24 protein-coding genes and 1 tRNA gene are annotated in these 24,969 nt (G+C 64.4%); 7 read left to right on the top strand and 18 right to left on the bottom strand.

The features are described 5' to 3' along the window. The first annotated feature begins 51 nt into the window (after window positions 1-51). Entirely contained in the window at window positions 52-771 is a 720-nt protein-coding gene (locus CDPAHKCJ_RS12455) for a lysophospholipid acyltransferase family protein (protein ID WP_166020099.1), read from the top strand. Between the two features lie 152 nt (window positions 772-923). On the opposite strand, the gene fabB is transcribed toward CDPAHKCJ_RS12455, so the two are convergent. Both fabB and fabA read right to left on the bottom strand, forming a co-directional pair. Next, window positions 924-2,141: a beta-ketoacyl-ACP synthase I gene (fabB, locus tag CDPAHKCJ_RS12460; protein ID WP_043334810.1), complete on the bottom strand. Its 1,218-nt coding sequence runs from the start codon at window positions 2,139-2,141 to the stop codon at window positions 924-926. Between the two features lie 13 nt (window positions 2,142-2,154). Beyond that, the gene (gene fabA, locus CDPAHKCJ_RS12465) at window positions 2,155-2,670 is read right to left on the bottom strand and encodes a 3-hydroxyacyl-[acyl-carrier-protein] dehydratase FabA (RefSeq protein WP_043334808.1); all 516 of its coding nucleotides are present in this window, start codon (window positions 2,668-2,670) and stop codon (window positions 2,155-2,157) included. Window positions 2,671-2,966: 296 nt separating this feature from the next. On the opposite strand from fabA, the gene CDPAHKCJ_RS12470 reads away from it, so the two are divergent. Then, on the top strand, window positions 2,967-4,805 hold the full coding sequence (locus tag CDPAHKCJ_RS12470) for a GGDEF domain-containing phosphodiesterase (RefSeq protein ID WP_166020057.1): 1,839 nt from the start codon (window positions 2,967-2,969) through the stop codon (window positions 4,803-4,805). Window positions 4,806-4,810: 5 nt separating this feature from the next. Here CDPAHKCJ_RS12470 and CDPAHKCJ_RS12475 read toward each other — a convergent pair whose 3' ends face one another. The 10 genes from CDPAHKCJ_RS12475 to CDPAHKCJ_RS12520 form a co-directional block, all read right to left on the bottom strand. Further along, window positions 4,811-5,335, bottom strand: coding sequence for a DUF2878 domain-containing protein (locus tag CDPAHKCJ_RS12475; protein ID WP_166020058.1), 525 nt, complete (start codon window positions 5,333-5,335; stop codon window positions 4,811-4,813). Window positions 5,336-5,337: 2 nt separating this feature from the next. Then, window positions 5,338-6,621: a cyclopropane-fatty-acyl-phospholipid synthase family protein gene (locus CDPAHKCJ_RS12480; RefSeq protein ID WP_166020059.1), complete on the bottom strand. Its 1,284-nt coding sequence runs from the start codon at window positions 6,619-6,621 to the stop codon at window positions 5,338-5,340. Between the two features lie 10 nt (window positions 6,622-6,631). After that, a complete protein-coding gene (locus CDPAHKCJ_RS12485) occupies window positions 6,632-7,450 on the bottom strand; it encodes a DUF1365 domain-containing protein (RefSeq protein ID WP_240916799.1) in 819 nt (272 codons plus the stop codon). Further along, a complete protein-coding gene (locus CDPAHKCJ_RS12490) occupies window positions 7,447-8,793 on the bottom strand; it encodes an FAD-dependent oxidoreductase (RefSeq protein ID WP_166020061.1) in 1,347 nt (448 codons plus the stop codon). Before CDPAHKCJ_RS12490 ends, CDPAHKCJ_RS12485 begins: the two co-directional genes overlap by 4 nt. 96 nt (window positions 8,794-8,889) lie before the next feature. After that, window positions 8,890-9,690 carry an SDR family NAD(P)-dependent oxidoreductase gene (locus CDPAHKCJ_RS12495; protein ID WP_166020062.1) on the bottom strand — a complete coding sequence of 267 codons (801 nt, stop codon included), beginning with the start codon at window positions 9,688-9,690 and terminating at the stop codon, window positions 8,890-8,892. Window positions 9,691-9,784: 94 nt separating this feature from the next. Beyond that, the gene (locus CDPAHKCJ_RS12500; RefSeq protein ID WP_240916801.1) at window positions 9,785-10,285 is read right to left on the bottom strand and encodes a nuclear transport factor 2 family protein; all 501 of its coding nucleotides are present in this window, start codon (window positions 10,283-10,285) and stop codon (window positions 9,785-9,787) included. A gap of 66 nt (window positions 10,286-10,351) precedes the next feature. Further along, a complete protein-coding gene (gene phrB / locus CDPAHKCJ_RS12505; protein ID WP_166020063.1) occupies window positions 10,352-11,848 on the bottom strand; it encodes a deoxyribodipyrimidine photo-lyase in 1,497 nt (498 codons plus the stop codon). A gap of 49 nt (window positions 11,849-11,897) precedes the next feature. Continuing rightward, window positions 11,898-12,926 carry a MerR family transcriptional regulator gene (locus tag CDPAHKCJ_RS12510; protein ID WP_346773924.1) on the bottom strand — a complete coding sequence of 343 codons (1,029 nt, stop codon included), beginning with the start codon at window positions 12,924-12,926 and terminating at the stop codon, window positions 11,898-11,900. A gap of 150 nt (window positions 12,927-13,076) precedes the next feature. Further along, the gene (locus CDPAHKCJ_RS12515) at window positions 13,077-13,463 is read right to left on the bottom strand and encodes a CbiX/SirB N-terminal domain-containing protein (RefSeq protein WP_166020064.1); all 387 of its coding nucleotides are present in this window, start codon (window positions 13,461-13,463) and stop codon (window positions 13,077-13,079) included. 39 nt (window positions 13,464-13,502) lie between these two features. After that, window positions 13,503-14,660, bottom strand: coding sequence for an FAD-dependent oxidoreductase (locus CDPAHKCJ_RS12520; RefSeq protein ID WP_166020065.1), 1,158 nt, complete (start codon window positions 14,658-14,660; stop codon window positions 13,503-13,505). A 163-nt stretch (window positions 14,661-14,823) separates the two neighbouring features. Here CDPAHKCJ_RS12520 and CDPAHKCJ_RS12525 point away from each other — a divergent pair, with 163 nt between their 5' ends. Further along, window positions 14,824-15,759: a TIGR01777 family oxidoreductase gene (locus tag CDPAHKCJ_RS12525; protein WP_166020066.1), complete on the top strand. Its 936-nt coding sequence runs from the start codon at window positions 14,824-14,826 to the stop codon at window positions 15,757-15,759. A 20-nt stretch (window positions 15,760-15,779) separates the two neighbouring features. Here the strand turns inward: CDPAHKCJ_RS12525 and CDPAHKCJ_RS12530 are convergent, their stop codons facing one another. The 3 genes from CDPAHKCJ_RS12530 to CDPAHKCJ_RS12540 all read right to left on the bottom strand — a co-directional run bounded on the left by CDPAHKCJ_RS12530 (window position 15,780) and on the right by CDPAHKCJ_RS12540 (window position 20,685). After that, window positions 15,780-16,541, bottom strand: coding sequence for an RluA family pseudouridine synthase (locus tag CDPAHKCJ_RS12530; RefSeq protein ID WP_166020067.1), 762 nt, complete (start codon window positions 16,539-16,541; stop codon window positions 15,780-15,782). 205 nt (window positions 16,542-16,746) lie between these two features. After that, on the bottom strand, window positions 16,747-19,689 hold the full coding sequence (gene rapA / locus CDPAHKCJ_RS12535; RefSeq protein WP_166020068.1) for an RNA polymerase-associated protein RapA: 2,943 nt from the start codon (window positions 19,687-19,689) through the stop codon (window positions 16,747-16,749). A gap of 138 nt (window positions 19,690-19,827) precedes the next feature. Beyond that, on the bottom strand, window positions 19,828-20,685 hold the full coding sequence (locus CDPAHKCJ_RS12540; RefSeq protein WP_166020069.1) for a TlpA disulfide reductase family protein: 858 nt from the start codon (window positions 20,683-20,685) through the stop codon (window positions 19,828-19,830). A 176-nt stretch (window positions 20,686-20,861) separates the two neighbouring features. On the opposite strand from CDPAHKCJ_RS12540, the gene CDPAHKCJ_RS12545 reads away from it, so the two are divergent. Next, window positions 20,862-21,122, top strand: coding sequence for a hypothetical protein (locus CDPAHKCJ_RS12545; RefSeq protein WP_166020070.1), 261 nt, complete (start codon window positions 20,862-20,864; stop codon window positions 21,120-21,122). Window positions 21,123-21,136: 14 nt separating this feature from the next. Here the strand turns inward: CDPAHKCJ_RS12545 and CDPAHKCJ_RS12550 are convergent, their stop codons facing one another. From CDPAHKCJ_RS12550 to ispB, 3 genes are all read right to left on the bottom strand, one after another. Next, on the bottom strand, window positions 21,137-21,367 hold the full coding sequence (locus CDPAHKCJ_RS12550) for a hypothetical protein (RefSeq protein ID WP_077373415.1): 231 nt from the start codon (window positions 21,365-21,367) through the stop codon (window positions 21,137-21,139). Window positions 21,368-21,489: 122 nt separating this feature from the next. Continuing rightward, window positions 21,490-21,566: transfer RNA gene (locus CDPAHKCJ_RS12555), tRNA-Pro, on the bottom strand. A 136-nt stretch (window positions 21,567-21,702) separates the two neighbouring features. After that, window positions 21,703-22,692, bottom strand: a complete 990-nt coding sequence (gene ispB / locus CDPAHKCJ_RS12560) for an octaprenyl diphosphate synthase (protein WP_166020071.1) — start codon at window positions 22,690-22,692, stop codon at window positions 21,703-21,705. Window positions 22,693-22,975: 283 nt separating this feature from the next. On the opposite strand from ispB, the gene rplU reads away from it, so the two are divergent. From rplU to cgtA, 3 genes are all read left to right on the top strand, one after another. Beyond that, window positions 22,976-23,287, top strand: coding sequence for a 50S ribosomal protein L21 (rplU, locus tag CDPAHKCJ_RS12565; protein WP_043335971.1), 312 nt, complete (start codon window positions 22,976-22,978; stop codon window positions 23,285-23,287). A gap of 33 nt (window positions 23,288-23,320) precedes the next feature. Then, window positions 23,321-23,578: a 50S ribosomal protein L27 gene (rpmA, locus tag CDPAHKCJ_RS12570; RefSeq protein ID WP_043335969.1), complete on the top strand. Its 258-nt coding sequence runs from the start codon at window positions 23,321-23,323 to the stop codon at window positions 23,576-23,578. A 125-nt stretch (window positions 23,579-23,703) separates the two neighbouring features. Next, entirely contained in the window at window positions 23,704-24,900 is a 1,197-nt protein-coding gene (gene cgtA / locus CDPAHKCJ_RS12575; protein ID WP_166020072.1) for an Obg family GTPase CgtA, read from the top strand. The last annotated feature ends 69 nt before the right edge of the window (window positions 24,901-24,969 follow it).

Genomic DNA, 24,969 nt, shown 5'->3' on the forward strand with positions numbered 1-24,969 from the left:
ACTGTGCCTGTGAATGCGCTGCGTAGCGTGCTGTTTTATGTAGGTTATTTCATGGCGTTGCTGCTCAGCGCCGTGGTGCTGGTGCCGCTGGCGGCCTGCCTTCCGCTACAGGCGCGCTACCGTGTCCTGCATAGCTACAACCATATCGTGCTGTGGTGGTTCCGACTGACCTGCGGCGTGAAGGTGCAGGTGACTGGACGTGACGCCTTGCCTGAGGGGGCCTGCGTGCTGCTGGCCAACCACCAGAGCGAGTGGGAAACCATCTATCTGCAGGTGGCCAAGCGCCCGCTATGCACCGTGCTCAAGCAGGAGCTGCTGAAGATTCCGGTCTTCGGCTGGGGGCTGAAACTGCTGGAGCCGATTCCGCTGGATCGCACCCAGCCGGCCAAGGCGCTCAAGCAGGTGCTGTCAGTGGGCACTCAGCGCCTCAAGGACGGCTTTACCGTGCTGATCTTCCCGGAAGGCACGCGCATCGCGCCGGGGACGCGCAAGAAGTTCAACAAGTCCGGTGCCGCGATTGCCTGCCGTGCCGGCGTGCCGGTGGTGCCGGTGGCGCACAATGCCGGTGAGATCTGGCCCAATGACAGTTGGATCAAGCGCCCGGGCACCATCCATGTCGCCTATGGCCCGGCCATCGAGACGGCAGGGCGCAAGCCGGATGCGGTGATCGCCGACGTCGAGGCCTGGGTCGAGGCCAAGCTGCAGGAAATCTCCAGCGTCCAGCGTCCGCCGCTGGAAGAGGAAGCGGCGGCCGATAGTGTCGGTGCCTGACTTTCTGACGCTTTCCCTGTTGTTCATCTGATGCATCCGGTGCTCCAGCAAGCACCGGACAGCCAGCAAAAAGGCCGCCCCGAAGGGCGGCCTTTTCGTGTCTCACACCAGCGCGTATCTGCAGACTGCATGTCTGCTGAACGCGTGCTGAATCAGTCCTGGAAACGTTCCAGAATCAAGCAGGCGTTGGTGCCACCGAAGCCGAAGCTGTTGGACAGCACACGGTCGATCTTGACGCCATCACGACGGGTCGTGACGATGTCGAGGCCTTCGGCGCGGTCATCCAGCTCGCTGACATTGGCAGACGCGGCAATGAAGTCGTTCTCCATCATCAGCATGGAGTAGATGGCTTCCTGCACACCTGTAGCGCCCAGCGAGTGACCCGTCAGCGACTTGGTCGAGCTCATTGCCGGGCTGGCGGCACCGAAGACTTCCTGGATGGCCTTGAGTTCAGCCACATCACCCACCGGCGTCGAGGTGCCGTGGGTGTTGATGTAGTCGATATCGCCATTCACGGTCGCCATCGCCTGGCGCATGCAGCGTGCTGCACCTTCGCCGGACGGTGCCACCATGTCGTGACCATCGGAGGTCGCGCCATAGCCGGTCACTTCGGCGTAGATCTTCGCACCGCGTGCCTTGGCGTGTTCCAGTTCCTCAAGCACCAGCATGCCGCCGCCGCCAGCGATGACGAAGCCATCGCGGGTCTTGTCGTACGGACGCGATGCGGTTTCCGGCGTGTCGTTGTAGCTGGTGGACAGGGCGCCCATGGCATCGAACAGGCAGGACAGGGTCCAGTGCTCTTCTTCACCGCCACCGGCAAACACGATGTCCTGCTTGTTCAGCTGGATCTGTTCCACGGCGCTACCGATGCAGTGGGCAGACGTGGCACAGGCCGAGGAAATCGAGTAGTTGATGCCCTTGATCTTGAACGGCGTGGCCAGACAGGCAGAAACGGTCGAGCCCATGGTGCGAGTGACGCGGTAGGGACCGACGCGACGCAGGCCCTTGGCGCGCATCACGTCTGCGGCCTCGACCTGGTTCGCGGAAGAAGCGCCACCGGAACCGGCGATCAGGCCGGTACGCTCGTGGGAAACCTGCTCTTCGGTGAGACCGGAATCGGCAATCGCCTGCGCCATGGAGATGTAGGCATAGGCTGCAGCATCCCCCATGAAGCGCAATTGCTTGCGATCGATGTGGTCTTCGAGATTGATGTCGACAACGCCGGCCACATGGCTACGGAAGCCCAGCTCGGCGTATTCCTCTTTGCGGCGGATACCAGAACGTCCTTCGCGGAGCGATTCCAGGACCTGCTGGCGATCATTGCCCAGGCAGGAAACAATGCCCAGCCCGGTGACTACCACTCTACGCATGGGAGCCTCCCGTTCAGAAGTTCGCAGTGGAGGTGAACAGACCGACGCGCAGGTCGTTGGCCTGATAGATGTCGCGACCGTCAACTGTCACTGTACCATCGGCGATGCCGAGGATCAGCTTGCGAGTGATGACTCGCTTGATGTTGATGGTGTAGGTCACTTTCTTGGCGGTCGGCAGCACCTGGCCAGAGAATTTGACCTCGCCGCAGCCCAGCGCGCGGCCACGGCCCGGATTGCCGAGCCAGCCGAGGTGGAAGCCCACCAGCTGCCACATGGCATCGAGGCCCAGGCAGCCCGGCATCACCGGATCACCCGGGAAGTGGCAGTCGAAGAACCACAGGTCCGGAGAGATATCCAGCTCAGCAATCAGCTGACCCTTGCCGTGGCTACCGCCTTCCTCACTGATGTGAGTGATGCGATCCAGCATCAGCATGTTGGGAGCAGGCAGTTGCGCATTGCCCGGGCCGAAGAGTTCGCCCTGGCCACAGGCCAGCAGCTCGTCGCGAGTAAAGGAGTGTTGCTTGGTCACTGAGTCATTCCGAGTAGCGGGATGGTAATGCCGTACGAGGCACCTGAGCGCCTGAATGGGGCTAGTCTAATGGCTGGCACCCCCGAATGCACGTGGGGGCCAGACTAAAGGGCAGCAAGGGCGGGTGCAAATAAGTCCTACAGCTGGGGCGAAAGTGGTCGATAGGAGCTAGTGTGTGATTCGCGCGGGATCCCCTTTGCCGGCATCGGTCGCAATCCGCTGGAGCCGTGCCGAGAGTGGCTCGCTCCTGCAAATGCAGGATCACTCCCGATGCCCCCTTCCACCGAGAGCTGCTTATGTGGCCGCAAGCCCACTTCAATCGGCCCCTGATCATCGGGGCGCTCGTTGCCTTGATAGCGCTGCCCTGGTTGCCGGGGCTCGAGCTGCGTGTCGCCGCGTTGCTGCCTGCCGTTCTGGCGGGTCTGGACATCGCGCGCCAGCGTCGCCGCCAGCTGCTGCATCGTCAGCTGCTGGAAGCCGCCGTGCACCTGAGCAGTGATGGTCTGGTGATCAGTGATCGCCACAATCGGGTGCTGGCCGTGAATGCCGCCTTCAGTCATATCACCGGTTACGCACCGGAAGAGATCATTGGTCGCAACCCTTCCCTGCTCTCTTCCGGGCGTCATGACGAGGAGTTTCACGCCCGTTATCGCCAGGCGCTCGAGGTCAATGGCCACTGGGAGGGCGAGGTCTGGAATCGGCGCAAGCAGGGAGATGAATACCCCGAGTGGCTGCGGGCACGCCGTATCGAGCAGGGGGGAGATGTCTTCCATGTCGCTCTCTTTACCGATATCACCCGCCACAAGGCGCGCGAGCAGGATTTGCAGCGTCTGGGACTGGAAGATGCCCTGACGGGCCTGCCCAACCGTCGCCGGCTGGGCGACCTGCTGGTCAGTCGCCTCAATGGCTTGCGCGCCGGGGAAGCGATGGACCTGGCGTTGATCGATATCGATGCGCTCAAGAGCATCAATGATGCTCTGGGCGCGGAAGGGGGCGATCGCCTGTTGCAGCAGTTCTCCCAGCGACTGACGGCGCTGGCGCGTGGTGGCGTGGTAGGGCGCATCGGTGGCGACGAGTTCGTCATTCTGCGCTCCACGGCGGGTGGTGAGCACACCGCCTGGGTGGATGAGCTGCGCCAGGTGCTGACCAAGCCCTTCGAGATCGGCGATCAGGCGCTACACCTTGCGCTGTCAATCGGCAGCTGCCGCGCCCCAGATGATGGCGCTGACGCCGATGTGCTGATGCAGCGCCTGGAAAGCGCCCTATATGCCGCCAAGCGACATGGCCGTAATACCGACATGCGCTTCCAGCCCGCACTGGATGCAGGTGGTGACCTGCAACTGGGGCTGGCGAATGACCTGCGGATCGCCATCGAAAGCCAGGGGCAATTGCAGCTGCACTATCAATGTCAGCACGACGCCAGCACCGGCAAGGTCGCGAGTGTCGAGGCGCTGTTGCGCTGGAAGCACCCGCTGCGGGGTGCCATCTCACCGGCTGAGTTCGTGCCGCTGGCCGAGCGCCATGGCCTGATGTTGCGCCTGGGCAACTGGGTGCTGCGCGAGGCAGTACAGCAGCAGGCCAGCTGGCGGCGTGGCGGTCATCGCCTGTGCATCTGGGTCAATGTCTCGGCCTTGCAGCTGATCCAGGGTGGCTTTGAGGCCTCGCTGGCGGGCCTGTTGATGGAGTATGACGTGCCTGCCAGCTCCATTGGGCTGGAGCTGACGGAGTCGGTATTACTGGATGAGCGTGCCGGCGACGTCTCACGGCGCCTGGCGGCACTACGCGCTCGCGGCCACCAGATCGCGGTGGATGACTTCGGTACCGGCTATTCGTCACTTGCCTATCTGAAGGACCTGCCGGTGGACAAGCTCAAGCTGGACCGCGCCTTCATCCGCAGCCTGCCCGGCGAGCGTGCGGATGCCGCCATCACCATGGCGGTGCTGGCGATGGCCAAGGGCCTGGGCATGGAGATGATCGCGGAAGGTGTCGAGACCGCTGAGCAGCGTGAATACCTGGTATCGAATGGCTGCGGCTGGATCCAGGGATTCTACTTCTCGCGGCCGGCGCCCGCGGGTGAGGTCATCGAGCGACTCAACGGCTACGAGGCCGGCAATCTGGCCATCAAGGCTGCCTGATGCTCTCAGGCGCGCTGGGCAGGCCCGTGAAGGCGTGCGATACCCAGACACAGCCCGCCCCAGATCAATGCCTGGGCGGGTAGCAGCCAGTCGGCGAGGGTCACATTCGCGAGCTGCGCCCCGCCGTAATAGGACAGCGGCGCGCTGATGGCACCGCCAGCCGCCGCCAGCCAGGGCCGCTGCCACAACCAGCGCAGCGCATGATGGATCGTGCTGGCGAACAGCGGCCACAGACACCACATCCAGACAGGCAGGGGCAGCCAGTGCGCCCAGTCAGGCGTGTCCGAGGTGATGGTGTAGCCGCCGGCCAGTGACAGGCTGCCATCCACTACCATCCCCAACGCCAGGAAGGCCGCCAGCCAGCGCAGCTCGCGCAGGCGCTCACCCGTTGGCACGATCAGCCCCAGATGCACGGTCAGTATCATAGGCGTGGCCAGCAGGGCGACTGTCGAGCCGCCCAGCACGCAGCAGAACCAGCCGAGCTGGAAAAGCCCGGCATTGAGCAGTGCTCCAGGGCGCTCGGACAGCATGTTCAGGCGTCCCAATCCTGGAGCCCCGCCTGTATCGGACGCGCCCCCGGCCCTCCCAGCAACAGCTGACAGGTGCCGATGGTGCGCTCGCGGAAGCCCCCCTCGCAGTACGCCAGGTAGTAACGCCACATGCGCACGAAGCGCTCGTCGTAGCCCTGTGCATAGACCTCCCCGAGACGCGCCTCGAAGCGCTGCCCCCAGGCCTTGAGCGTGGCGGCGTAGTGCAGGCCGATATCCTCGAGCTGCAACAGGTTCAGCTGGGTATCCTGCTGCATGGCGGTGAGAATCGCCGCATGGGATGGCAGGAAGCCGCCAGGGAAGATGTAGCGCTTGATGAAGTCCATTTCGCGGCTGGCGGCCGCAAAGCGCTGATCACGAATCGTGATGGCCTGAAGCGCGATCAGGCCTTGCGGCTCGAGCAGGCGCTCGAGGGTCTTCAGATAGGTCGGCAGGTACTGATGGCCGACCGCCTCGATCATCTCCACCGAGACGATGCGATCGAAGCGACCTTCCAGTGCTCGGTAGTCTTCCTTGAGCAGGGTGATGCGATCCTCCAGCCCTTCCGCGGCGATACGCGCCTGGGTATAGGCGTGCTGCTCATCGGAAATGGTCGTAGTGGTCACGCGGCAGCCACGTGTTCTTGCGGCATGGATCGCCAGCCCGCCCCAGCCGGTGCCGATCTCCAGCAGGTGATGCTGCGGCCCCAGTTCCAGCAGGTTGAACAGCTTCTCCAGCTTGTGTGTCGAGGCCGCCTCCAGACTGGCTTCGGGATAGGGGAACACCGCCGCGGAATACATGCGGTGCTCGCGATCGAGGAACAGCTCGAAGAGATCATTGCCGAGATCGTAATGCGCCGAGATATTGCGCTTCGACCCCTCCAGCGTATTGCGTGCCAGCGCGTAGGCGACGCTCAACGCCCACTTGGACAGGCGTGACGTCCCGCTGTCCACCGAGTCATTGACCTGTTCGAGATTGTAGGCGAACAGGCGTACCAGCCCGACCAGATCATCCGTCTCCCACTGGCCATCCATGTAGGCCTCCGCCGCCGCGACGGTGCCTCCCAGTGCCATACGCCGCCACGCGCGTGAGTCATGGATACGCAGCGTGACGTTGCGCGCGCCGCCCTGACCCAGCACGTGGCGCTCCCGACCTTCCAGCACCGTCAGGCTGCCACCCTCGAGCTTGTCGAGCATGCGCAGCAGGCGTGGCCGCAATAGCCGGGTCAGGCGGTCTGCCGGTGCCCGGGTCGTGGCCAGCGTGGGGGGGGCGGGTTCGAATTGGCTCATGATGAGTTCCTCATGATGAAGACGGCGAGCGCGGATGGTCGAAGATCGGCACGCGCTTGAGCGCCAGACGCAGCGCCTCGAAATGTATGCCTGCGACCGTCTTGAGCGTCATCCAGGGGAAGCGCAGCAGCAGGCGATGAAAGGCGCGCGGGGTAGCCGGTTCCAGATGCAGGCTCAGGCTGGCATCGAACAGCGAATGCTGTGCTATCCGCGCCGTATCCCCGGTAAGGGGATGGTTTTCCATGTGCAGCAACAGCTCATCTGCGCTGGGGTCGTTGAAGCGCCAGTGATAGCGCATGCCCATCGGCATGAAGGGCGAGACATGCATGCGCTTGTCGAACTGCGCCGCCTGCATGCGACGCTGCGGGTCCGTACGGGCGGCATACAGCACGCGCTCCCCCCAGGGGATATTGGTTACCTCTCCGAGCACGGCGCCCAGCTGGCCGGAGACGTGATAGAGGTAATAGACGCGAATCGGGTTGAAGCCGATCCCGAAGTGACGCAGTTGGGTCAGCAGAAAGATGCGTCCCTGTGGCAGCGGCGCGTGATCACCACTGTGGGCAAGCTCGCGCTGACAGGCGGCACGCACCCGTTCCTCGAGTGGACCATCGGCAATGTCGTGGACCGCGGCTGGTAGATGGTCACTGTCGCGAAAGGCCAGTGGCGCGGCATGACTGGCACTCACCAGGCGCTTGCCGGCCATCAGCGTTGGCAACTCATCCAGTGCCAGCCACGCCATGGCGACACGATAGCGAAAGGCATGCTGGCGCGGCGCGTGGCGGCGGTGGCGCAGCGTGCCATAGCCGATGCGGCTGGCGGGCGCCCTCAATCGTCTGCCTCGCGCGCACCCAATGCCTCGGCGACCCGCAGCGCGCTCCATACGCCATCCTCGTGAAAGCCATTGCGCCACCAGGCACCACAGAAATGGGTGCGGCCCACCGGGCCCTCCGCCTTGGCTTGTGCGCCGGAAATCTGCGCAAAGCGCGCCTTGGCGGCTTCGGCGGCCAGCGTGAAGCGCGGGTGGTCATAGGCATAACGGCCCAGCACCCGAGCGGGATCAATCGCGTCACTGTCGTTGAGGGTGATGCAGAAGGTCTCACGGGGCGGATGCTCGCGCTCATCAAGGCGCTGCAGGATGTTCATGTCATAGGTGACGCTGGCCCGCTGGGCGTCGTCGCGTCCGTCGAGGCGGTAGTTCCAGCTCGCCCAGGCCGCCTTGCGCCTGGGCAGCAGCGAGGTGTCGGTATGCATCACTACCTCATTGCGCTGGGTCGTGATCGCTCCCAGTACCGCATGTTCCAGCTCGCTGGCATCGCCGAGCAGTGCCAGTGCCTGTGGCGCATGACACGCCATCACCACCTGGTCGAAGCGTTCACGGCGGCCATCGGCATGCTCAAGCGTCACCCCGTCGGCGTCGCGCAGGACACGAGTGATCTTGCTGTTGAGGCGAATGCGCTCGGCGTAGCCCTCGGTCAGCGGCGCAATGTAGGTACGTGAGCCACCGGCCAGCGTGAACCACTGCGGTCGATCATTGACCGACAGCAGGCCGTGATGGCGGAAGAAGCGCACGAAGAACAGCAGCGGGAACTGCGCGATATCCGCGATGCTGGCGGACCAGATCGCCGCGCCCATCGGCAGCAGGTAATGCTCACGGAAGACCTGCGAGTAGCCATTGGCATCCAGGTAGCTGCCCAGGGTCGCGCCCTCGGCGAGCTTGCCGTCGTCCAGATCGTCGGCAGCCTGCTTGTTGAAGCGCAGGATGTCGCGCAACAGGCGATAGAAGCGCGGGCGCAGCAGATTGCTCTTCTGGGCGAACAGCGACAGCAGGGTGTGGCCGTTGTACTCGAAGTCCTCGGCGGTGGTGTGCACCGAGAAGCTCATCTCGGTGGGCTGATAGGCCACGGCGAGGCGTTCCAGCAGGCGCTGGAAATGCGGGTAGGTGCGGTCGTTGAAGACGATGAAGCCGGTGTCGATGGCCCAGTCGCTGCCATCGGCGCCCTGCACATCCATGGTGGCAGTGTGGCCGCCCAGACGCTCGGCTGACTCGAAGACATGCACTTCATGCTTGCGACTCAGGTAATAGGCCGCTGACATGCCGCTGATACCGCTGCCGATGACGGCAATGCGCTGGCGGGGTAGAGGCGCTGTCGCGTAGGTCGTTGTCGTGTTCATGCCACTCCAGAAGAAGATCGAACCATGTCGTCATGAGCAGAAGCGTTGCCGGGTAATCGGCGCGGGCAGGTATTGTCGGTCTTGCCTGCCGTGCACTCAGTCACGGGTCATGCGTAGACCGATGCTGCGTCGCAAGGGGGCGGGCAGGATGCCCAGCAACTTGACCAGCAGCGTGAAGCGTCGCGGGAAATGTATGTCGAGCCGATGACGCGCGAGTCCCGCCACGATCGCCTCGACCGCCTGATCGACAGTGACCTGCATCGGCATCGGGAAGTCATTGCGCTCGGTCAGCGGTGTCTTGACGAAGCCGGGGTGAATCACGCTGACATCGATGCCCTGGCTGTCGAGGTCCAGCCGCAGCGACTCCAGGAAGTAGCTCACCGCGGCCTTGGAAGCGCCATACGCCTCCGCGCGAGGCAGCGGCAGGTAGGCCGAAGCGCTGGAGACCGCTGCCAGCTGCGGCCGCTCACCGCCGTCTGCCGCTGCCATGCGCAGCAGCGGCAAGGCGCTTTCGATCACATCCACGGCGGCCTGGAAGTTGGTCGCGAACACGCGATGGACCAGATCTGCCTCGAATTCACGTGCATCCAGATATTCGCAGGTGCCAGCGTTGAGCAGTGCAAGGTCGAGTCCACCAAAGCTGGCCTCTATCTGACTGGCCGCCGCGCGGATGGCCTCACGGTCGGTGAGGTCGAGCGTCACGACCAGCGCCTCCCCGGGGCCTTGCGCGGCATCGGCTGCGATGGCCTCAAGCTTGTCGGCGGAGCGGGCGCTCAGGGCGACCCGGTGGCCATCCGCCAGCAGCCGGCGCGCCAGCCCTTCGCCGATGCCGGAGCTGGCGCCGGTCAGCCAGATGCGTTTGCGAGCCTTTGAGGTGGTAGAGCTATGACTGGCCATCTCCTCTCCTTGGCATGTTGTTTCGATAACGACTCATATAACGCTGGGCTTACCTTCGCGGATGTCAGCTTGAAGGGACGATGGCTATCTCTGTTCAACCCATGCGTCGCTTCAGCAGGCCAATCACGTTGCGCAGTACGGGCAGCTGCTCGTAGAGCAGCTCGCCGGCATCGAAGAAGTCACGGTGCTGGGTGACCTTCCCGTCTCGGAACTCGAGGCGTGAGGCGCCCTGCACGCTGATGTCCTTGCCCCCGTTCAGACGGGGATGGCGATAGGTCATCGTCCAGCTGAGCCAGGCAAGTCCCTGTTCATCGCCTTCATCCGCCTTGCCTTCAGCCGCAGGGCCGGCGTCTTGTGCTGGCATCGGCCCCAGCGGGTGATGAAAGACGAAGTCGATGGCGGCGACATTCATGTACAGCCCTGAGAAATAGGCGTTGAGTGCCGTCAGGCCGCGGACTTCATGCAGGGGGTCGCGGAAGACGATATCGTCACTGTAGACTGATTTGAGCAGTTCTGTAGAGGTTTTGTCCAGTTTTTCGTAAAGACGACATACCCGAGTCAGGGCCGGGCTCATCTCGTCGGGCAGCGATTGCATGGCAATGCTCCTGAAGGGGAGGGAGACAAGAGCGTCCTACTGAAGATCAGCAGGCCGCTTGAGGGGTCATTCGCTTTTTGACAGCGCCTTGAAGGTATCCAGCGCCCGCTGGCGGGCGGCCTTGTGGTCGACGATCGGTCGTGGGTAGCCCGTCTGCTGGCAGTCATCCGCACTGGGCTGGTGGCGCCGCTTGGCCGGCAGCTCGGCCAGTTCCGGCACCATGCTCGCGATGAACTCGCCATCCTTGTCGAAGCGTTGGCCCTGGGTGGTCGGATTGAAGATGCGGAAATAGGGCGCGGCATCGGTGCCGGTGGAGGCCGCCCATTGCCAGCCACCATTGTTGGCGCCCAGCTCACCATCGACGAGATGGGTCATGAAGAAGGCCTCGCCGCGCCGCCAGTCGATCAGAAGATGCTTGGTGAGGAACATCGCCGTCACCATGCGCAGGCGATTGTGCATCCAGCCGGTCTGCACCAGCTGACGCATGGCAGCATCGACGATGGGGTAACCGGTACGGCCCTCGCACCAGGCGGCGTAGCCTGCGTCGTCATCGCGCCATTGCAGGGCTTCGGTATGGCGCTGGAAGGGACGGTGGCGATTGACGCGCGGGAAGCCGACCAGGATGTGCTGATAGAACTCGCGCCAGATCAGCTCGTTGACCCAGGTAGTCAGGCCGACATCGCCATCGGCGAGGCTGCCATTCTCTGCCAGCACGGCGGCGTAGCATTGGCGGGCCGATATCATGCCCAGTGCCAGGTAGGGCGACAGTTCGCTGGTGCCCCGGGTGGCGGGGATGTCGCGCTGCTCGTGGTAGCGGCGCGCGCGGAAGGTCAGGAAGCGCTCCAGACGCTCCTGCGCGGCCTCTTCGCCGGCCGGCCACAGCTCGGCGTCCAGCGCTGTCGCCGGCTCGCCCTTGAGCGTCTCGGGCAGTGGCGGGATGGCGTCGCCATGGATCTCGCGCCCCTGGGCGTCACGGAGCGTGGCTTGCACTTGAGGTGCCTCATTCAGCGCCAGACGACGGGAATCGACTTCCTTATGCCAGCGCTTGGAGAAGGGCGTGAAGACGCCGTAGTAATCGCCCTTGCCGGTCAGCAGCTCGCCGGGCGTGAAGGCCAGCATGTCGGTGTAGCGATGCAGGCGGACGTCGCTCTCGGCAAGGCGCTCACGCACGCGCCTGTCGCGCTCACGCTCATTGACGGCATATTCGTCATTGAAGTGCAGGGCCTGGACGCCGATCTGATCACACAGCGTGGCCAGTGCCTCGGGCACCTCAGCGAAGGTGTCGCAGTCGAGCACCTTGAGCGGGATATGATAGCCGGCGAGTGCCTGTTGCAGGACATGCAGGCCGCGGCGCAGGAAGTCGAGCTTGTTGGCGCCATGGCCGTGCTCGACCCACTGCGCCAGGCAGGGGGCGACGACGGCCACGACCGGGCCGCGTGTGGCGGCCTGCGAGAGCGCGGTATTGTCGTGTACGCGCAGGTCACTGCGCAGCCAGACCAGCTGCAGGGGAGCCCCCGCTGGTGCGGAGGCGGGGGAAGAGGCGGATGGTGAGACAGATGACATCGGGGCTCCTTGGCGATCGGTGAAACCAATGCCGAGCAGGAGCCTGCGATCAACGTGCCATCAAGGACCTCAGGCGAGCGACCGCCTGAATCGGGTCGGCCCCCAGGCCTTCAATGGGCCCGTCTACCAGCTCCTGCTGGCGAATCTGGGCGGCCGGGCCAGCGATGGCCAGCGGCACGCTCAATTGTTCTGCGACCCGTGGCAGCTGGCGGCGCATGACATCCGAGCGCTCGGCCTGGGTGCCGACCAGTACCACGGCCTGCGCCTGCAGGCGCTCTGCGGCCAGCGGCAACTCTGCCAGCGGCAGTGGGCCATCCAGCAGGCTGACGTGATAGCCGGCGTCACTGGCGACCAGCGCGAACAGCAGCAGCCAGCTGAGCCCCGGCTCTTCCGGCAGGCGCGTCAGCGTGATGTGCGGGGCGTGACGCTCCTGATTGGCAAACACCAGCCGGGCGCCGATGCGCGAACGCAGGAAGCTCTCGAAGAAGCACTGTGCCAGGCGGGTGCCGAAGGTAGCGGTGCCGCGCTCCTCAAGCTGCTCGAGCAGCGGACGCCACAGGCGCTCGACCACGCTGCTGACCGGGTACAGCGCCAGACTCTGGTTGTACAGCTCGGCCAGGCGCGCCTCGTCCTGGGCATCGATGGCGGCCAGTGCCAGCTGCTGCTGGCCGCTCCAGCTGCCTTCGTCCGGCATCGGCGTGCTTTCCGGCTGCGGCTGGTCGAGCAGCTCGCGTACCTGGCTGACAGGTACTCCGCGGTTGAGCCACTGCAGGATGTGTTCGATCCGCTCGATGTCCTCGCGGGCATACAGGCGATGCCCCTTGGGCGTCCGGCGGGGCTCGATCAGTCCGTAGCGGCGTTCCCAGGCTCTCAGCGTGACCGAATTGACGCCGGTCAGGCGAGAGACTTCGCGGATCGGAAACAGCGGCGAACTGGCAGTTTCCGTGGCCTTGTCAGTCATGAATGGTGTTACCTCTGGCGGTGACGAGGCATCCCGGGTGAAGCACAGGTGTGGACGACACACAGGGTAAAGTTGAAGTGTCGTCACATGGGGCGCTGTGGGATACCGGCAATGCATCTTGTGCACTAGCTGTACATGTGGGCATCAGGATGGCGCAGCCGCCAGAGCCTGACAAGAGGCAAGCTGCGTCGCATCCCCGGTGCGCATGTTTTTGAAGGTGCATCACAGCGCCTTCGACGCCTTAGGTCCCGTCATGAAATCGGCCGTCTAGGCGTTGTCCTGTTGCTCCACAATCTGGATCAAGGCCTCGACAAAGGCTGGATGTGCACCCACCGGGTCGAGCAGGCTGATGGGGCAGTCGGGGTGCTGGCGCTGCGAGTCTTCCAACATGGCGGGCACGTCCTCGCGCAGATGACGGCCGGCCGCGAAGAACAGCGGCAGGATGTCGATACGTGCGGCCCCGTCTGCTGCCAGGGCCTCGATGGTGTCGGTCAGCAGCGGATCGCACAGCTCCATATAGGCCAGGCGCGTCGGACGCTTGAGGCGGGAGGCCAGCGTGGCTTCCAGTGCCTCGAAGGGCTCGCGCCAGCGCGGGTCACGTGACCCATGAGCCAATAGAATCAAGGCGTTGTCGTGATCTGTGGACGTAGTCATGCAGCTATCCTGTGGGCGATGAGGGGTCGAGGCAGCGTATCAGCTGACGGCGAGGGTGTTGAGCAGCTGTTCGGCTACCTCGTGTCCTGACAGCCAGGCGTCCTCGACACGCGGGCCACGCAGGGCGTCTCCGGCCAGCCATAGCCCGGATGTCCCCTGGCCGCAGACATTGTGGTCATAGCCATTGTGGCCGGCTGCCGCTGAGGTCTGCTGCAGCGTCCGGGTCGGGTGGGCGTAGCGCCAGCGATGCGCCGCAAGGGTGACCTTGCCCTGGCTCCAGCCCGGCGCCAGCTCGCGGAGCTCCGGCAGTGCCTCGAAGGCCTGCCACAGCAAGGTCGCGACCTCCTGCGGCGACTTCTCGAGATTCGCTCGGCTCCAGCCGGCGGTCGCCAGCAGGCTCAGGGTCTCCCGGGCATGTGTCGGTGCCTGGCGGCCGGGGCGCGAATGCTGGCGCATCACGCAGCGCAGCGGACCATCATCACCGCGGCTGACCAGCAGCCCTTGCCAATCAGCGTCGCCCCCCAGCGCGGGAAGCGGTGTCTCCAGAGTGGCCATCAGTGTCCAGGTCGGTGCCATCTCCACCTGCGTCAGCGCCTCACTCAGGGCCGGGGCAAGCGAGTCCTCGCAGAGCGCCGCCCCCTGGGCGTCGGTGCCGGATGCGCTCAGCAGGGCGAGTGCCTGCGGCGCCGGTGCGCTGATCACCACGTGATCGTAGGGGCCGTGGTGATTGCCGTGACTGTCCTCGAGCCGCCAGCCTGTGCCTTCGCTCGCGATCAGGCGCGTGATGCGCGTTTCGCTGTGCAGGCTGGCGTGGGCCGGCAGCTGTTCACTGAGGTGGCGGCTCAGGGCGCTCATTCGCGGGCTGGCCACGTAGCGGGTGGAATCATCGCGCAGCCGCTGCCATTGGCTCTCGTCAGAGGCTGACTTGCCGAGGCTCAACAGTCTCTCGCCCCAGGGTGCGACGACGCCTGCGGCCCGCCACTGCTCGAGCGCGGACTGGAAGCGTGGATCACGCGCCGTGAAGTATTGCGCGCCGATGTCGATGGGGCCTTCGCTCGTGCGGCGACTGGCCAGGCGTCCGCCGGGGCCGCGTGCCTTCTCGAATATCGTCACCGCATGGCCCTGGGCGGCCAGTCGGGTGGCGGCTGACAATCCGGCGATACCGGCACCGATGATGGCGATGGACGATACTGGCATCTGGAGGCGACTCCTGCGCGGGCGGTGTTCAGGGGGTACGGGCCGTCATGTGACTCGACAGCAGATACGCTAAAGTTAACTTCTTGCGCATAATTGTACAATATAAGTATAGATTTATGGCGAAAGTCGGCACACTCGATGCTTCATCGCCGAGGAGGGCAACATGCGAATATTGATAACGGGTGCAACGGGGTTCGTCGGCCAGGCGCTATGTCAGTCACTGGCCGCTGCGGGTCACTCGCTGGCGGTCGTATCGCGCCGCCCGGAGCGTGCTGAGCGCCAGTTTGCCGACCTTGGGCTGACGGTCGTCGTGGCGGATTCGTCGCTGGCCTTCAAGGATTGGCAGCCGGAGGGCATCGTCAATCTGGCGGGGGAGTCGATCGCCGGGCGGCGCTGGAGCGAGGATCACAAGCGTGAGCTGCGCCGTTCGCGGCTGGAGACCACCGAACATCTGGTGATGCTGTGTCAGCAGCTGGCCGCCGAAGGTCATCCGCCGCAGGTGATGGTGTCCGGTTCGGCGATGGGCTATTACGGCGCACAGCCCAAGGCGGGCGAGCCGGGCGATGTCGAGATCGATGAACAGGCGACGCCCCATGATGATTTCAACCATCGCCTGTGTCGTGACTGGGAAGCGGCCGCCATGCCCGTCACCGAATACGGCGTGCGACTGGCCATCATCCGCACAGGCCTGGTGATGGAAGCCGATGGCGGCACGCTGGCCAAGCTGCTGACGCCCTTCAAGCTCGGGCTCGGGGGGCGGCTGGGCGATGGGCGCCATTACATGCCGTGGATCCACCGCCACGACATGATTCGCATCATCGAGCGCCTGTTGACGGATGACAGTCTCAGCGGCGCCTTCAATGCCAGCGCGCCGCATCCGGTCACCAACATGGGCTTCACCCACGCTCTGGCTCGGGGTCTGGGGCGTCCGGCGATCCTGCCGCTACCGGCCAAGGCGCTAAAGCTGGGGCTGGGGGAAATGAGCACCCTGCTGCTGGAGGGCGCCCGCATGGTGCCGGCGCGTCTGCTGGCTGCCGGCTTCACCTTCGATTACCCGACCCTCGACGTGGCCTTCGCCGATATCCTGTCACGCAAGTGAGCCTTGACAGGAAGGCAGTGCTAGAAGGGTAGTGGCGCTTCCAGCACCAGTGGTGGGGCATCGCTGTCGCTGGTTGGCGGAATCACCAACCGCTGTGCATGCAGCAACAGGCGTGGACTGGCATTGAGTGCCGCCCCACGCGCATAGAAGCCATCACCGATGATCGGGTGGCCGAGTGCCAGCATATGCAGGCGCAGCTGATGCGAACGGCCGGTATGCGGTGTGAGCTGCACTCGGCTGGCGGCGAGAGTCTGAGGCGTACCATCCGGGCGCTGGCCCTCGAGCGTCAGACGCTGCTCGACCCGATAATGCGTCAGTGCCGACTTGCCATGCGTGAAGTCGACGATCTGACGCGGTCGGCGTGGCCAGTCACAGCGCAGCGGCAGGGCGATGCTGCCCTCGGCGGGCGTGAGATGCCCTGCTACCACGGCCAGGTAGCGTTTCTCGAGGGCGCGCGACTGGAAGAGCCGCGACAGCCGCCGCTGGCCCTCGACATTGCGTGCCACCAGCAGCACCCCGGAGGTCGCCACGTCCAGACGGTGCACGGCGCGGGTATCGTCGCTCAGCTGGCACAGGCGCGAATGGACACTGTCGAAGCGCGAGGGATCACGCCCCGGCACGGAGGGCAGCTCGGCCGGCTTGTCGATCGCCCACCAGTCATCGCCCGCCGCCAGTAGCGATAGCCCCACCCTTGCGACACGCTCGCCTTCCTCGGCCAGGCGCTCTCCCTGCCAGCTCTGCCCTGACGCTGTCTCGTCGCTCTCTGGATATGATCTCGCCATGGGGGTGCTCTGTAGTAATGAAGCGATAGGGATGAAGTGGAAGTGATGGGCCGCGAGTCGCGATGTGCAAGCGATGGCATCGTCGCGGCCGCGGGTCGATCTGGCAAGTCCCGCGAGGCATTGTCGCTGGCGCACATGGCAAAACGCCCCACCGGCCGATGGCAGGTGGGGCGTTTCAGGTTCATCACTGGCGCCTGCGGTCAGCTCAACGCTCGTGGGCATCCACGGTGACGATGACGCGTACGCTGTCCAGACGCAGACGGGTGGTCTCGATGGCGCCATCCAGCGCGGCACGTTCCTGCCGCAGCGCTTCGAGCTCTTCCTCGCGCACGGCCGGGTTGTGGCTGGCCAGGGCTTCCAGGCGCGCCAGTTCGGCACTGAGCTGCTCGCGCATCTGCTGCTGGGCCTGCTCGACGATGGTCGGCAGTTCGCGCTCGGCTTCCTGCTCGGCATCGCTCATCAGCTTGCGCAGCGTGGCGTGGCTCTGCTTGATGAGGTCACGCGCGACCGCCTTCTTGACCGGCTTGAGGTTCTTGGCCAGACCACCGAAGGACACCTTGTCGGACAGGTTGCTGCCGGTTTCATCCAACAGGACGCGGATGGCGGTCGGCGGCAGGAAACGTCCCAGACGCAGGCCGCGCGGCGCGGTGGACTGGGTGCGGAACACCACTTCCGTCATCAGGCGGCCACCGGGAATCGCCGGGTGCTTGAGCAGCGCCAGCGCGGTGTTGCCCATCGAGCCGTCCAGGATGCGGACCAGCATCTCGCGGACCAGCGGATGCTCCCACGACAGATGCTGCACGTCTTCGCGTGACAGCGCGGTGGCGCGGTCACTGGTGACGCTGAAGCCTTCCTCGCCCTTCACCAGCCCTGGCAGGCCGTCGAGCATGTGCGGGCCTGGTGCCAGATAGGTGATGCCATCGCCGAGGTCCCGGCTCTCGATACCGAAGATGTCGAAGGCGCGCTCCAGATAGCCCGGCAGCGCCTTGTCGTTGTCCAGCGTCTCGATGGCGGCGATGACTTCCTCGGCGCGCTCGTGACGGCAGGCATTGAGTTCCAGCAGGCGATTGCGACCGGACTGACGTTCTTCCTGCAGGGCATCGAAGCGCTCGCGGGTCTGCTCGATGATGCTGTCGATCTCTTCGCTGTCGAGCAGGGCCTCTTCCAGCTCGTCGCCGAACTGGGCGTAAAGCTCGCTGCCGATGCCGTGCGGCGCGCTGAAGGCGTCCATGCCATCGCGGTACCAGCGCAGCAGCTGGGCGCCCGGGGAGCCTTCGAAGACCGGCACGTGGATCTCGATCGGGAATTTCTGGCCGATACGGTCCAGACGCCCGATGCGCTGTTCGAGCTGGTCCGGGTGTACCGGCAGGTCGAACATCACCAGGTGGTGACAGAACTGGAAGTTGCGACCTTCCGAGCCGATTTCCGAACATACCAGCAGCTGCACGCCTTCCTCTTCGGAGGCGAAGGCCGCGGCGGCACGGTCGCGCTCGACCAGGCTCATGCCCTCGTGGAAGACCGGCGCATGCACGCCGCCCAGCACGCGCAGGCCTTCGGACAGCTCACGCGCGGTATCGGCGGTATGACAGATCACCAGTGCCTTCTCGTTGCCGAGGTCGGTCAGGGTTTCCAGCAGCCACATGACGCGCGGGTCGATCTGCCACCAGGGTTCCGCGTTCATGCGGTCATCGGGCAGGGCGCGATACATCTCGTCGAGGAACAGCACCACCTCGGGGTGGTTCATGCCGGTCTCGATCAGCAGGTCATCGAGATAGTCCTCGTCACGCTCCAGCTTGCGCACCACGCGACGGTAGGAGGAGGGCAGCTCCAGCTCGTGGACGTGCAGACGACGCTCGGGGAAGCCTTCGACGTGGGTACGCGAGTTGCGGAACATCACGCGGCCAGTGCCGTGGCGGTCGAGCAGCTGGTCACGCAGCTGGCGACGCGCGCTGTCGCGCTGGGCATCGTCGGCATCGCTGTCCATCAGGGTGTCGAGCAGGGCGCGGCTGTCGCTGTCATCCAGCACGCTGGCGAGGCTGTCGAGACCGGACTGATCGGCGGGCAGCGCTTCCAGGGCGTCGATGGCGCTGGCGACGGCCACATAGCCTTGTTCTTCGGCCTTGAAGCGCTCGATGTCGTGATAGCGCTCCGGGTCGAGCAGGCGCAGGCGTGCGAAGTGGCTTTCGAGCCCCATCTGCTCCGGCGTGGCGGTCAGCAGCAGCACGCCGGCGGTCTGACGAGCGAGGGACTCGACACAGGCGTAGCCCGGGCCGACCTTGTCTTCGCTCCAGTCGAGGTGGTGGGCCTCATCGACGATCAGCATGTCCCAGTCGCAGGCGGCAGCCTGGACCTGACGCGACGGGTTGGCGAACAGCCAGTCCTGGCTTGCCAGGATGATCTGATTGCCTTCGAAGGGATTGCTCGTGCCATAGGCCTTGCACTGCTCCTCATCGAGCAGCGAGACCTCCAGCGCGAAGCGGCGCAGCATTTCGACCAGCCACTGGTGAGTCAGGCTTGCCGGTACCAGAATCAGGGCGCGACGCGCACGACCGCTGAGCAGCAGGCGATGCAGGATCAGGCCGGCTTCGATGGTCTTGCCCAGGCCGACTTCATCGGCCAGCAGTACGCGCGGCGCGTGACGGCGCGAGACTTCATCAGCGATGTACAGCTGGTGCGGTACCAGGTCGACCTTGGGGCCGGACAGTCCCAGCGCCGGGCTCTGCTCGACACGATGGAAGTGACGCAGGGTGCGGTAGCGCAGGTCGAACCAGTCATTGCGGTCGACCTGGCCGGTCAGCAGGCGGTCACGTGCCTGATTGAACTGCATCTTGTCGTTCAGGCGGGCTTCGGGAAGCTCGATGAGCTCGCCGGCATGCTCGCCGCCGCGCTCACAGATGTAGACGATCTGGCCGCGCACTTCCTTGAAGTCATCGACGATCAGCCATTCGCCATCGTCGGACTGGATGCGGTCGCCATTGCCGAAGGCCACCCGGGTAAGGGGCGCTTCGCGCAGACTGTAGGTGCGGGTTTCTTCGCTGGCGGCAAAGAGCACGGTGACGGTGCGGAAGTCGACATTGAGGATGGTGCCAAGGCCGAGATCAGCCTCGCCGTCACTGATCCAGCGCTGACCGGGAATGAAGTCGCTCATGAAGCCTCGGGGTAGGACAAAGACGGGAATCGGGAATACAGGGGCGCGGTATCTTACCGGATCAGACGCCGTGGCTTAAGCGCCTTTTCTTCCAGCGAGCGTCTTTGTCGCATCGAGCGAGGCCAGCGGCGTGTCGCACTATGGTTGTGACGCCGGTAGCAGGGTGTCCAGCTGGGCGCGGCTCAGCTCGCCGACATGACGCTCGATCAGCTGTCCGTCGCCATCGAAGACCAGGGTCGCGGGCAGTCCCGGCGCCTCGGCCAGTGCCATCAGTTGCATGGCGGGGTCGAGCAGCGTGTACTCGAGCGTCAGCTGCTCGCTGTTCAGATAGCGGGTCACCGCCAGTGCCTGCTCGCCCTGATTGGCCAATACCACGGTGACGCCGGGTCTCTGATCGGCCTCTGCCAGCAGTGGCATCTCGCGTCGGCAGGGCGGGCACCAGGTGGCCCACAGATTGACGATCACGCGCTCGTCCTGGATGTCATTCAGCGCCACGGGGCGGCGGTCCAGATGATTGAGAGTGATGGCAGGCATCGCGTCGATGGCGGAGTCGTTGCCCAGCGGGTCGAGTTGCTTGAGTCCGAGGAAGGCGGTCAGCCCCAGGGTCAGGCTGCCCAGCGCGATGACCTGGCGAATCGTGCCATGCTGGCGCAGCAGCCACAGGCTGGCCAGGGTCGCGACCAGCATGCCGCCGAGCAGGTGGTAGCCCGGTTGCCACAGCTTGAGGATATCCAGCGGTGCCTGCTGATAACTTGCCCAGTGCAGGGCGACATGAGTGAGGCGTGCGCCGATCACCCAGCTGACCAGCATGCGATTGAACCAGTGCGAGGGGCTCAGCGGGCGAGAGTCATGAGCGGGCGCGGACGTACCCCTGGCGTGCATGCGTGTCAGCAGACGCATCAGCAGCGAGAACTCGATCAGCATCACCAGGGCTGCCACGAAGGCATAGAGGCGTTCGACGGAAATCAGGGCAGGGCCCAGGGCGATGGCATCCATGCGGTTATCCTTTGGCGGTGTCCGGGGAAGCGTTCAGGGCAGCTATGCCTGTCGGCCTGCATGTGGCAAGCGCGCTGCAGGCGCGAGGCTCGAGTATGCGATAATCGACGGACTTCGACATCCACGCCTCGCGCTGAGCATTGCTCTGCCGCCGAGGACGCTCCAAGGATATCCTCATGCTGTCACATCATTATGACCGTAGCCGTGCGATCGCCGTTGCCAGTCAGGCCACCGGCCTGATCGCCATCGTCGCGCTGGAAACCTGGCTTGGCGATGCCGCCCGCCCTTGGCAGGGGCTGGTGTTCGCCTTGATGCTGGCCTTCGGTCTCGGCCTTGCCCTGCGCAGTTACTACCTCAAGCAAAAGGCCCGCCGCGACCGAGAGCGTGCTGGTCGCGAGCGGGCCCGCAAGGCGAGTGATACCTGGATGTCCGATTGAGGCAGGTGAGCGACTCAGTAGCTCTGCAGTCGGTAGCCTTCACGCTCCATGCAGTACTTCAGCAGCGTCTGTTTCTCGTTGTCTGACTTGTCAGTCAGGCCAAGTTCGTACTGGCAGCCGGCCCAGGTGTTGTGAGCCTCCGTGCTGTTGGCGCCGGGCTTCTCCCATTGGGTACGGGTAGAGGCGCAGGCGGAGAGCAGGGACGTGAGCAGCAGGGACAGCATGGCAAGGCGCAGTGTGTGCATGTGGCATCCTGAGGGATGTAAGGCGTTGGAGGGGAGTTTGTCACTGGGCAGCATGAGCCGCAGGAAAACCTTCCAGCATCAAAAAAGCCGCTGATCAGTGATCAGCGGCTTTTTCAGATATCTGGTCGGAGTAGCAGGATTCGAACCTACGACCTCTGCCTCCCGAAGGCAGCGCTCTACCAAGCTGAGCTATACTCCGATGCGTCGTGAGCTTGTCTCGACGGAGGTGAATTATACGCAGGCAGCTTTGCTTTGCAAGCCCTTGAGGTCAAAAAGTTTTATCTGAGTCTCAAGGGGCAATTCGGCTGTCGAGATGATGACTGCCTCGAGTGCGATCAGGCCTGGCGGCCGACGCTCAATAGCGCGATGCGCTCGAGGCTGTCGCGGAATTCGCTCTCCGGCAGCGCCTTGAGCTCGTTCAGGGCGTTGTCGGCCATCTCCTGTGCGCGGCTGCGGGTATAGTCGAGGCCACCCGTGAGGCGCACGACTTCCAGCACCTCGTCGAGCTGCTCCAGCCCACCTTTCTCGATGGCGCCGCGCACCAGACTGGCCTGCGCCGGGCTTCCGACCTGCATGGCGCGAATCAACGGCAGGGTCGGCTTGCCTTCGGCCAGGTCATCACCGACGTTCTTGCCCATGGTCTCGGCATCGCCCTGATAGTCGAGCAGATCATCGATCAGCTGGAAGGCGAGGCCCAGATAGCGGCCATAGTTCTGCAGTGCGCCGACCTGTGCAGGCGTGACGCTGTCGTCGGTTTCCCTGGCCAGAATCGCGCCGGCATGCGCGGCCGCCTCGAACAGCATGGCGGTCTTGCCGTGGATGGTCTCGAAGTAGGCGGCTTCATCGATGTCGGCGTTGCCGATATTGGTCAGCTGCAGGACTTCCCCTTCGGCGATGGTGCAGGTGGCGGCGGAGAGAATCGCCATCACGTCCATCGAGCCGACCTCGACCATCATCTGGAAGGAACGCGAATAGAGGAAGTCACCGACCAGCACCGAAGGCGCATTGCCCCAGGTGTCATTGGCGGTGGAGCGACCGCGACGCAGACTGGATTCATCCACGACATCATCGTGCAGCAGGGTCGAGGTATGCATGAATTCGATCAGCGCGGCCAGATGAACGTGTTTCTCGCCTTGATAGCCCAGTGCGCGGGCTGCCAGCAGCACCAGCACCGGGCGCAGGCGTTTGCCACCACTCTGGATGATGTACTGACCGATGGTCTGGACCAGCGGCACGCGCGACTCGAGCTGCGCGAGGATGGTGCGGTCGACGGCGGCGAAGTCATCTGCCACTGCCGCGTGAAGGGTCGATGCGTCGGCTTGCATGAGATCGTCGTGCCCGTAGCGAGAGGTGAGGCCGCCGTGGCGTGCCGTTTGGCGGTAATGCTATGGGGCACCCCTATGGCCGTCAAGGCGTGCACCCGCGCAAGGACGGTGGCTGGCGGCCGATTGGTCGCGTAAACCTTGACATTGCTTGTCGGTCGCGGCACGTGGCGCTATAATACGCGGCCGTGACTCATCCCGCTCCCTGTCAGATGGCTCCAGAAGGGGCGCCACTCGCAGCAGGCCACCCAAGAGCACACCCTTGATGAGTCCGATGGAGAGAATCATGTACGCAGTTATCAAGAGCGGTGGCAAGCAGTACCGCGTTCAGGAAGGCCAGACCCTGAAGCTCGAGAAGCTTGAAGTCGCGACTGGCGAAGCTATCCAGTTTGACGAAGTCCTGATGGTCGCTGAAGGCGACGACATCAAGGTCGGCGCTCCGCTGGTTGAAGGTGCCAAGGTTTCTGCCGAGGTCGTGTCTCACGGCCGTGGCGACAAGGTCACCATCATCAAGTTCCGTCGCCGGAAGCACTCCATGCGTCGTGCGGGCCACCGTCAGTGGTTCACCGAAGTCAAGATCACTGGTATCTCTGCTTAATTGCAGCGCTACCCACCATAGGAGAATTATCCAATGGCACATAAGAAGGCGGCGGGCTCTACCCGCAACGGTCGCGATTCTGAATCCAAGCGCCTTGGTGTGAAGCTGTTCGGTGGCCAAGCGGCTATCGCCGGCAACATCATCGTGCGTCAGCGCGGCACCCGTTTCCACGCTGGTACTGGCGTCGGCATCGGCAAGGACCACACTCTCTTCGCTCTGGCCGACGGCCACGTGAAGTTCGAGACCAAGGGTCCGAAGAACCGCAAGTTCGTCAGCATCGTTTCTGCCTGAAGCGTCTGACAGCTTACGCAGACTGCTCGATGCCCCGGTGTCGCATGGCAGTCTGCAAGGAAGCCCCGCTCAGGCGGGGCTTTTTTGTCGCATGACGGCCCGGGTCGTCGTCAGGAGAGAGCAGCATGCAGTTCCTTGATGAAGCGTCGATCATTGTAGAGGCCGGACGTGGCGGCAATGGTTGCCTGAGTTTTCGCCGTGAAAAATACGTGCCGCGCGGTGGTCCCGATGGGGGCGACGGCGGGCACGGCGGCAGTGTGTACCTGATCGGGGATGACTCGCTCAATACCCTGATCGACTTCAAGTTCCAGCGCTACTATCAGGCGGAGAGCGGCGATGCCGGTCAAGGCCGTCAGATGGCAGGCAAGGCGGGCGAGGACCTGATCGTCAAGGTGCCGGTCGGCACCACCGTGATCGACGAGGAAACCCTCGAGATCATCGGTGACGTGACGGAAATCGGTCAGCTGTTGCTGGTCGCGCAGGGTGGGCGTCGTGGTCTGGGCAACATCCACTTCAAGTCCTCGACCAACCGCGCGCCGCGCCAGACCTCCAAGGGAACCTGGGGCGAGCGTCGCAACCTGCGCTTCGAGATGAAGGTGATGGCAGATGTCGGTCTGCTCGGCATGCCGAACGCCGGCAAGTCGACGCTGATCCGCGCCGTTTCCGCTGCCAAGCCCAAGGTCGCCAACTATCCGTTCACCACCCTGGTGCCGAACCTCGGTGTCGTGAAGATCGGTAGCCACCAGCACTTCGTGATGGCCGATATTCCCGGCCTGATCGAAGGCGCTGCTGACGGCGCTGGCCTGGGGCTGCGCTTCCTCAAGCACCTGACGCGTACGCGTCTGTTGCTGCACGTGGTGGATATTGCGCCCTATGACGAGAGCGACCCGGCCTATGCGGTCGAGGCGATCCTCAAGGAGCTCAAGAACTTCTCCGCGGCATTGACGGAGCTGCCGCGCTGGCTGGTGATCAACAAGATCGACCTGCTGCCGGAGGACGATCGCGACGCGATGGTCAAGGACCTCGTCGAGCGCCTGGGCTGGGAGGGCGAGCTGTTCGTCGTCTCCGCGGCCAGCGGTATCGGCACTCAGGAGCTGGTGCAGGCCGCTCACCGCTGGCTGGGCGAGCAGCGCCTGCAGCTGGCGGAAGATCCGGAAGCTGCCGAGGCACATGCCGCCCTGCTGGCGCGCATGGAGAACGAGTCGCTGGAGCGCGCTGAAGAGCGCCTGACGCGTCGCAAGCGCAAGAAGGATGACGAAGAAGAGGACGATGACGACTTCAATGACGACGATTACGACGTCGAAGTCGAATACGCGCCCTGAGGTCTCGGTTCGTTCGGTGGCTGTCCTGCGCGACAGCCTCTGAGTAACGAGCGACCCGCTTCGCGATTC

Source organism: Cobetia sp. MB87 (assembly GCF_011319755.1).
GTDB lineage: Bacteria > Pseudomonadota > Gammaproteobacteria > Pseudomonadales > Halomonadaceae > Cobetia.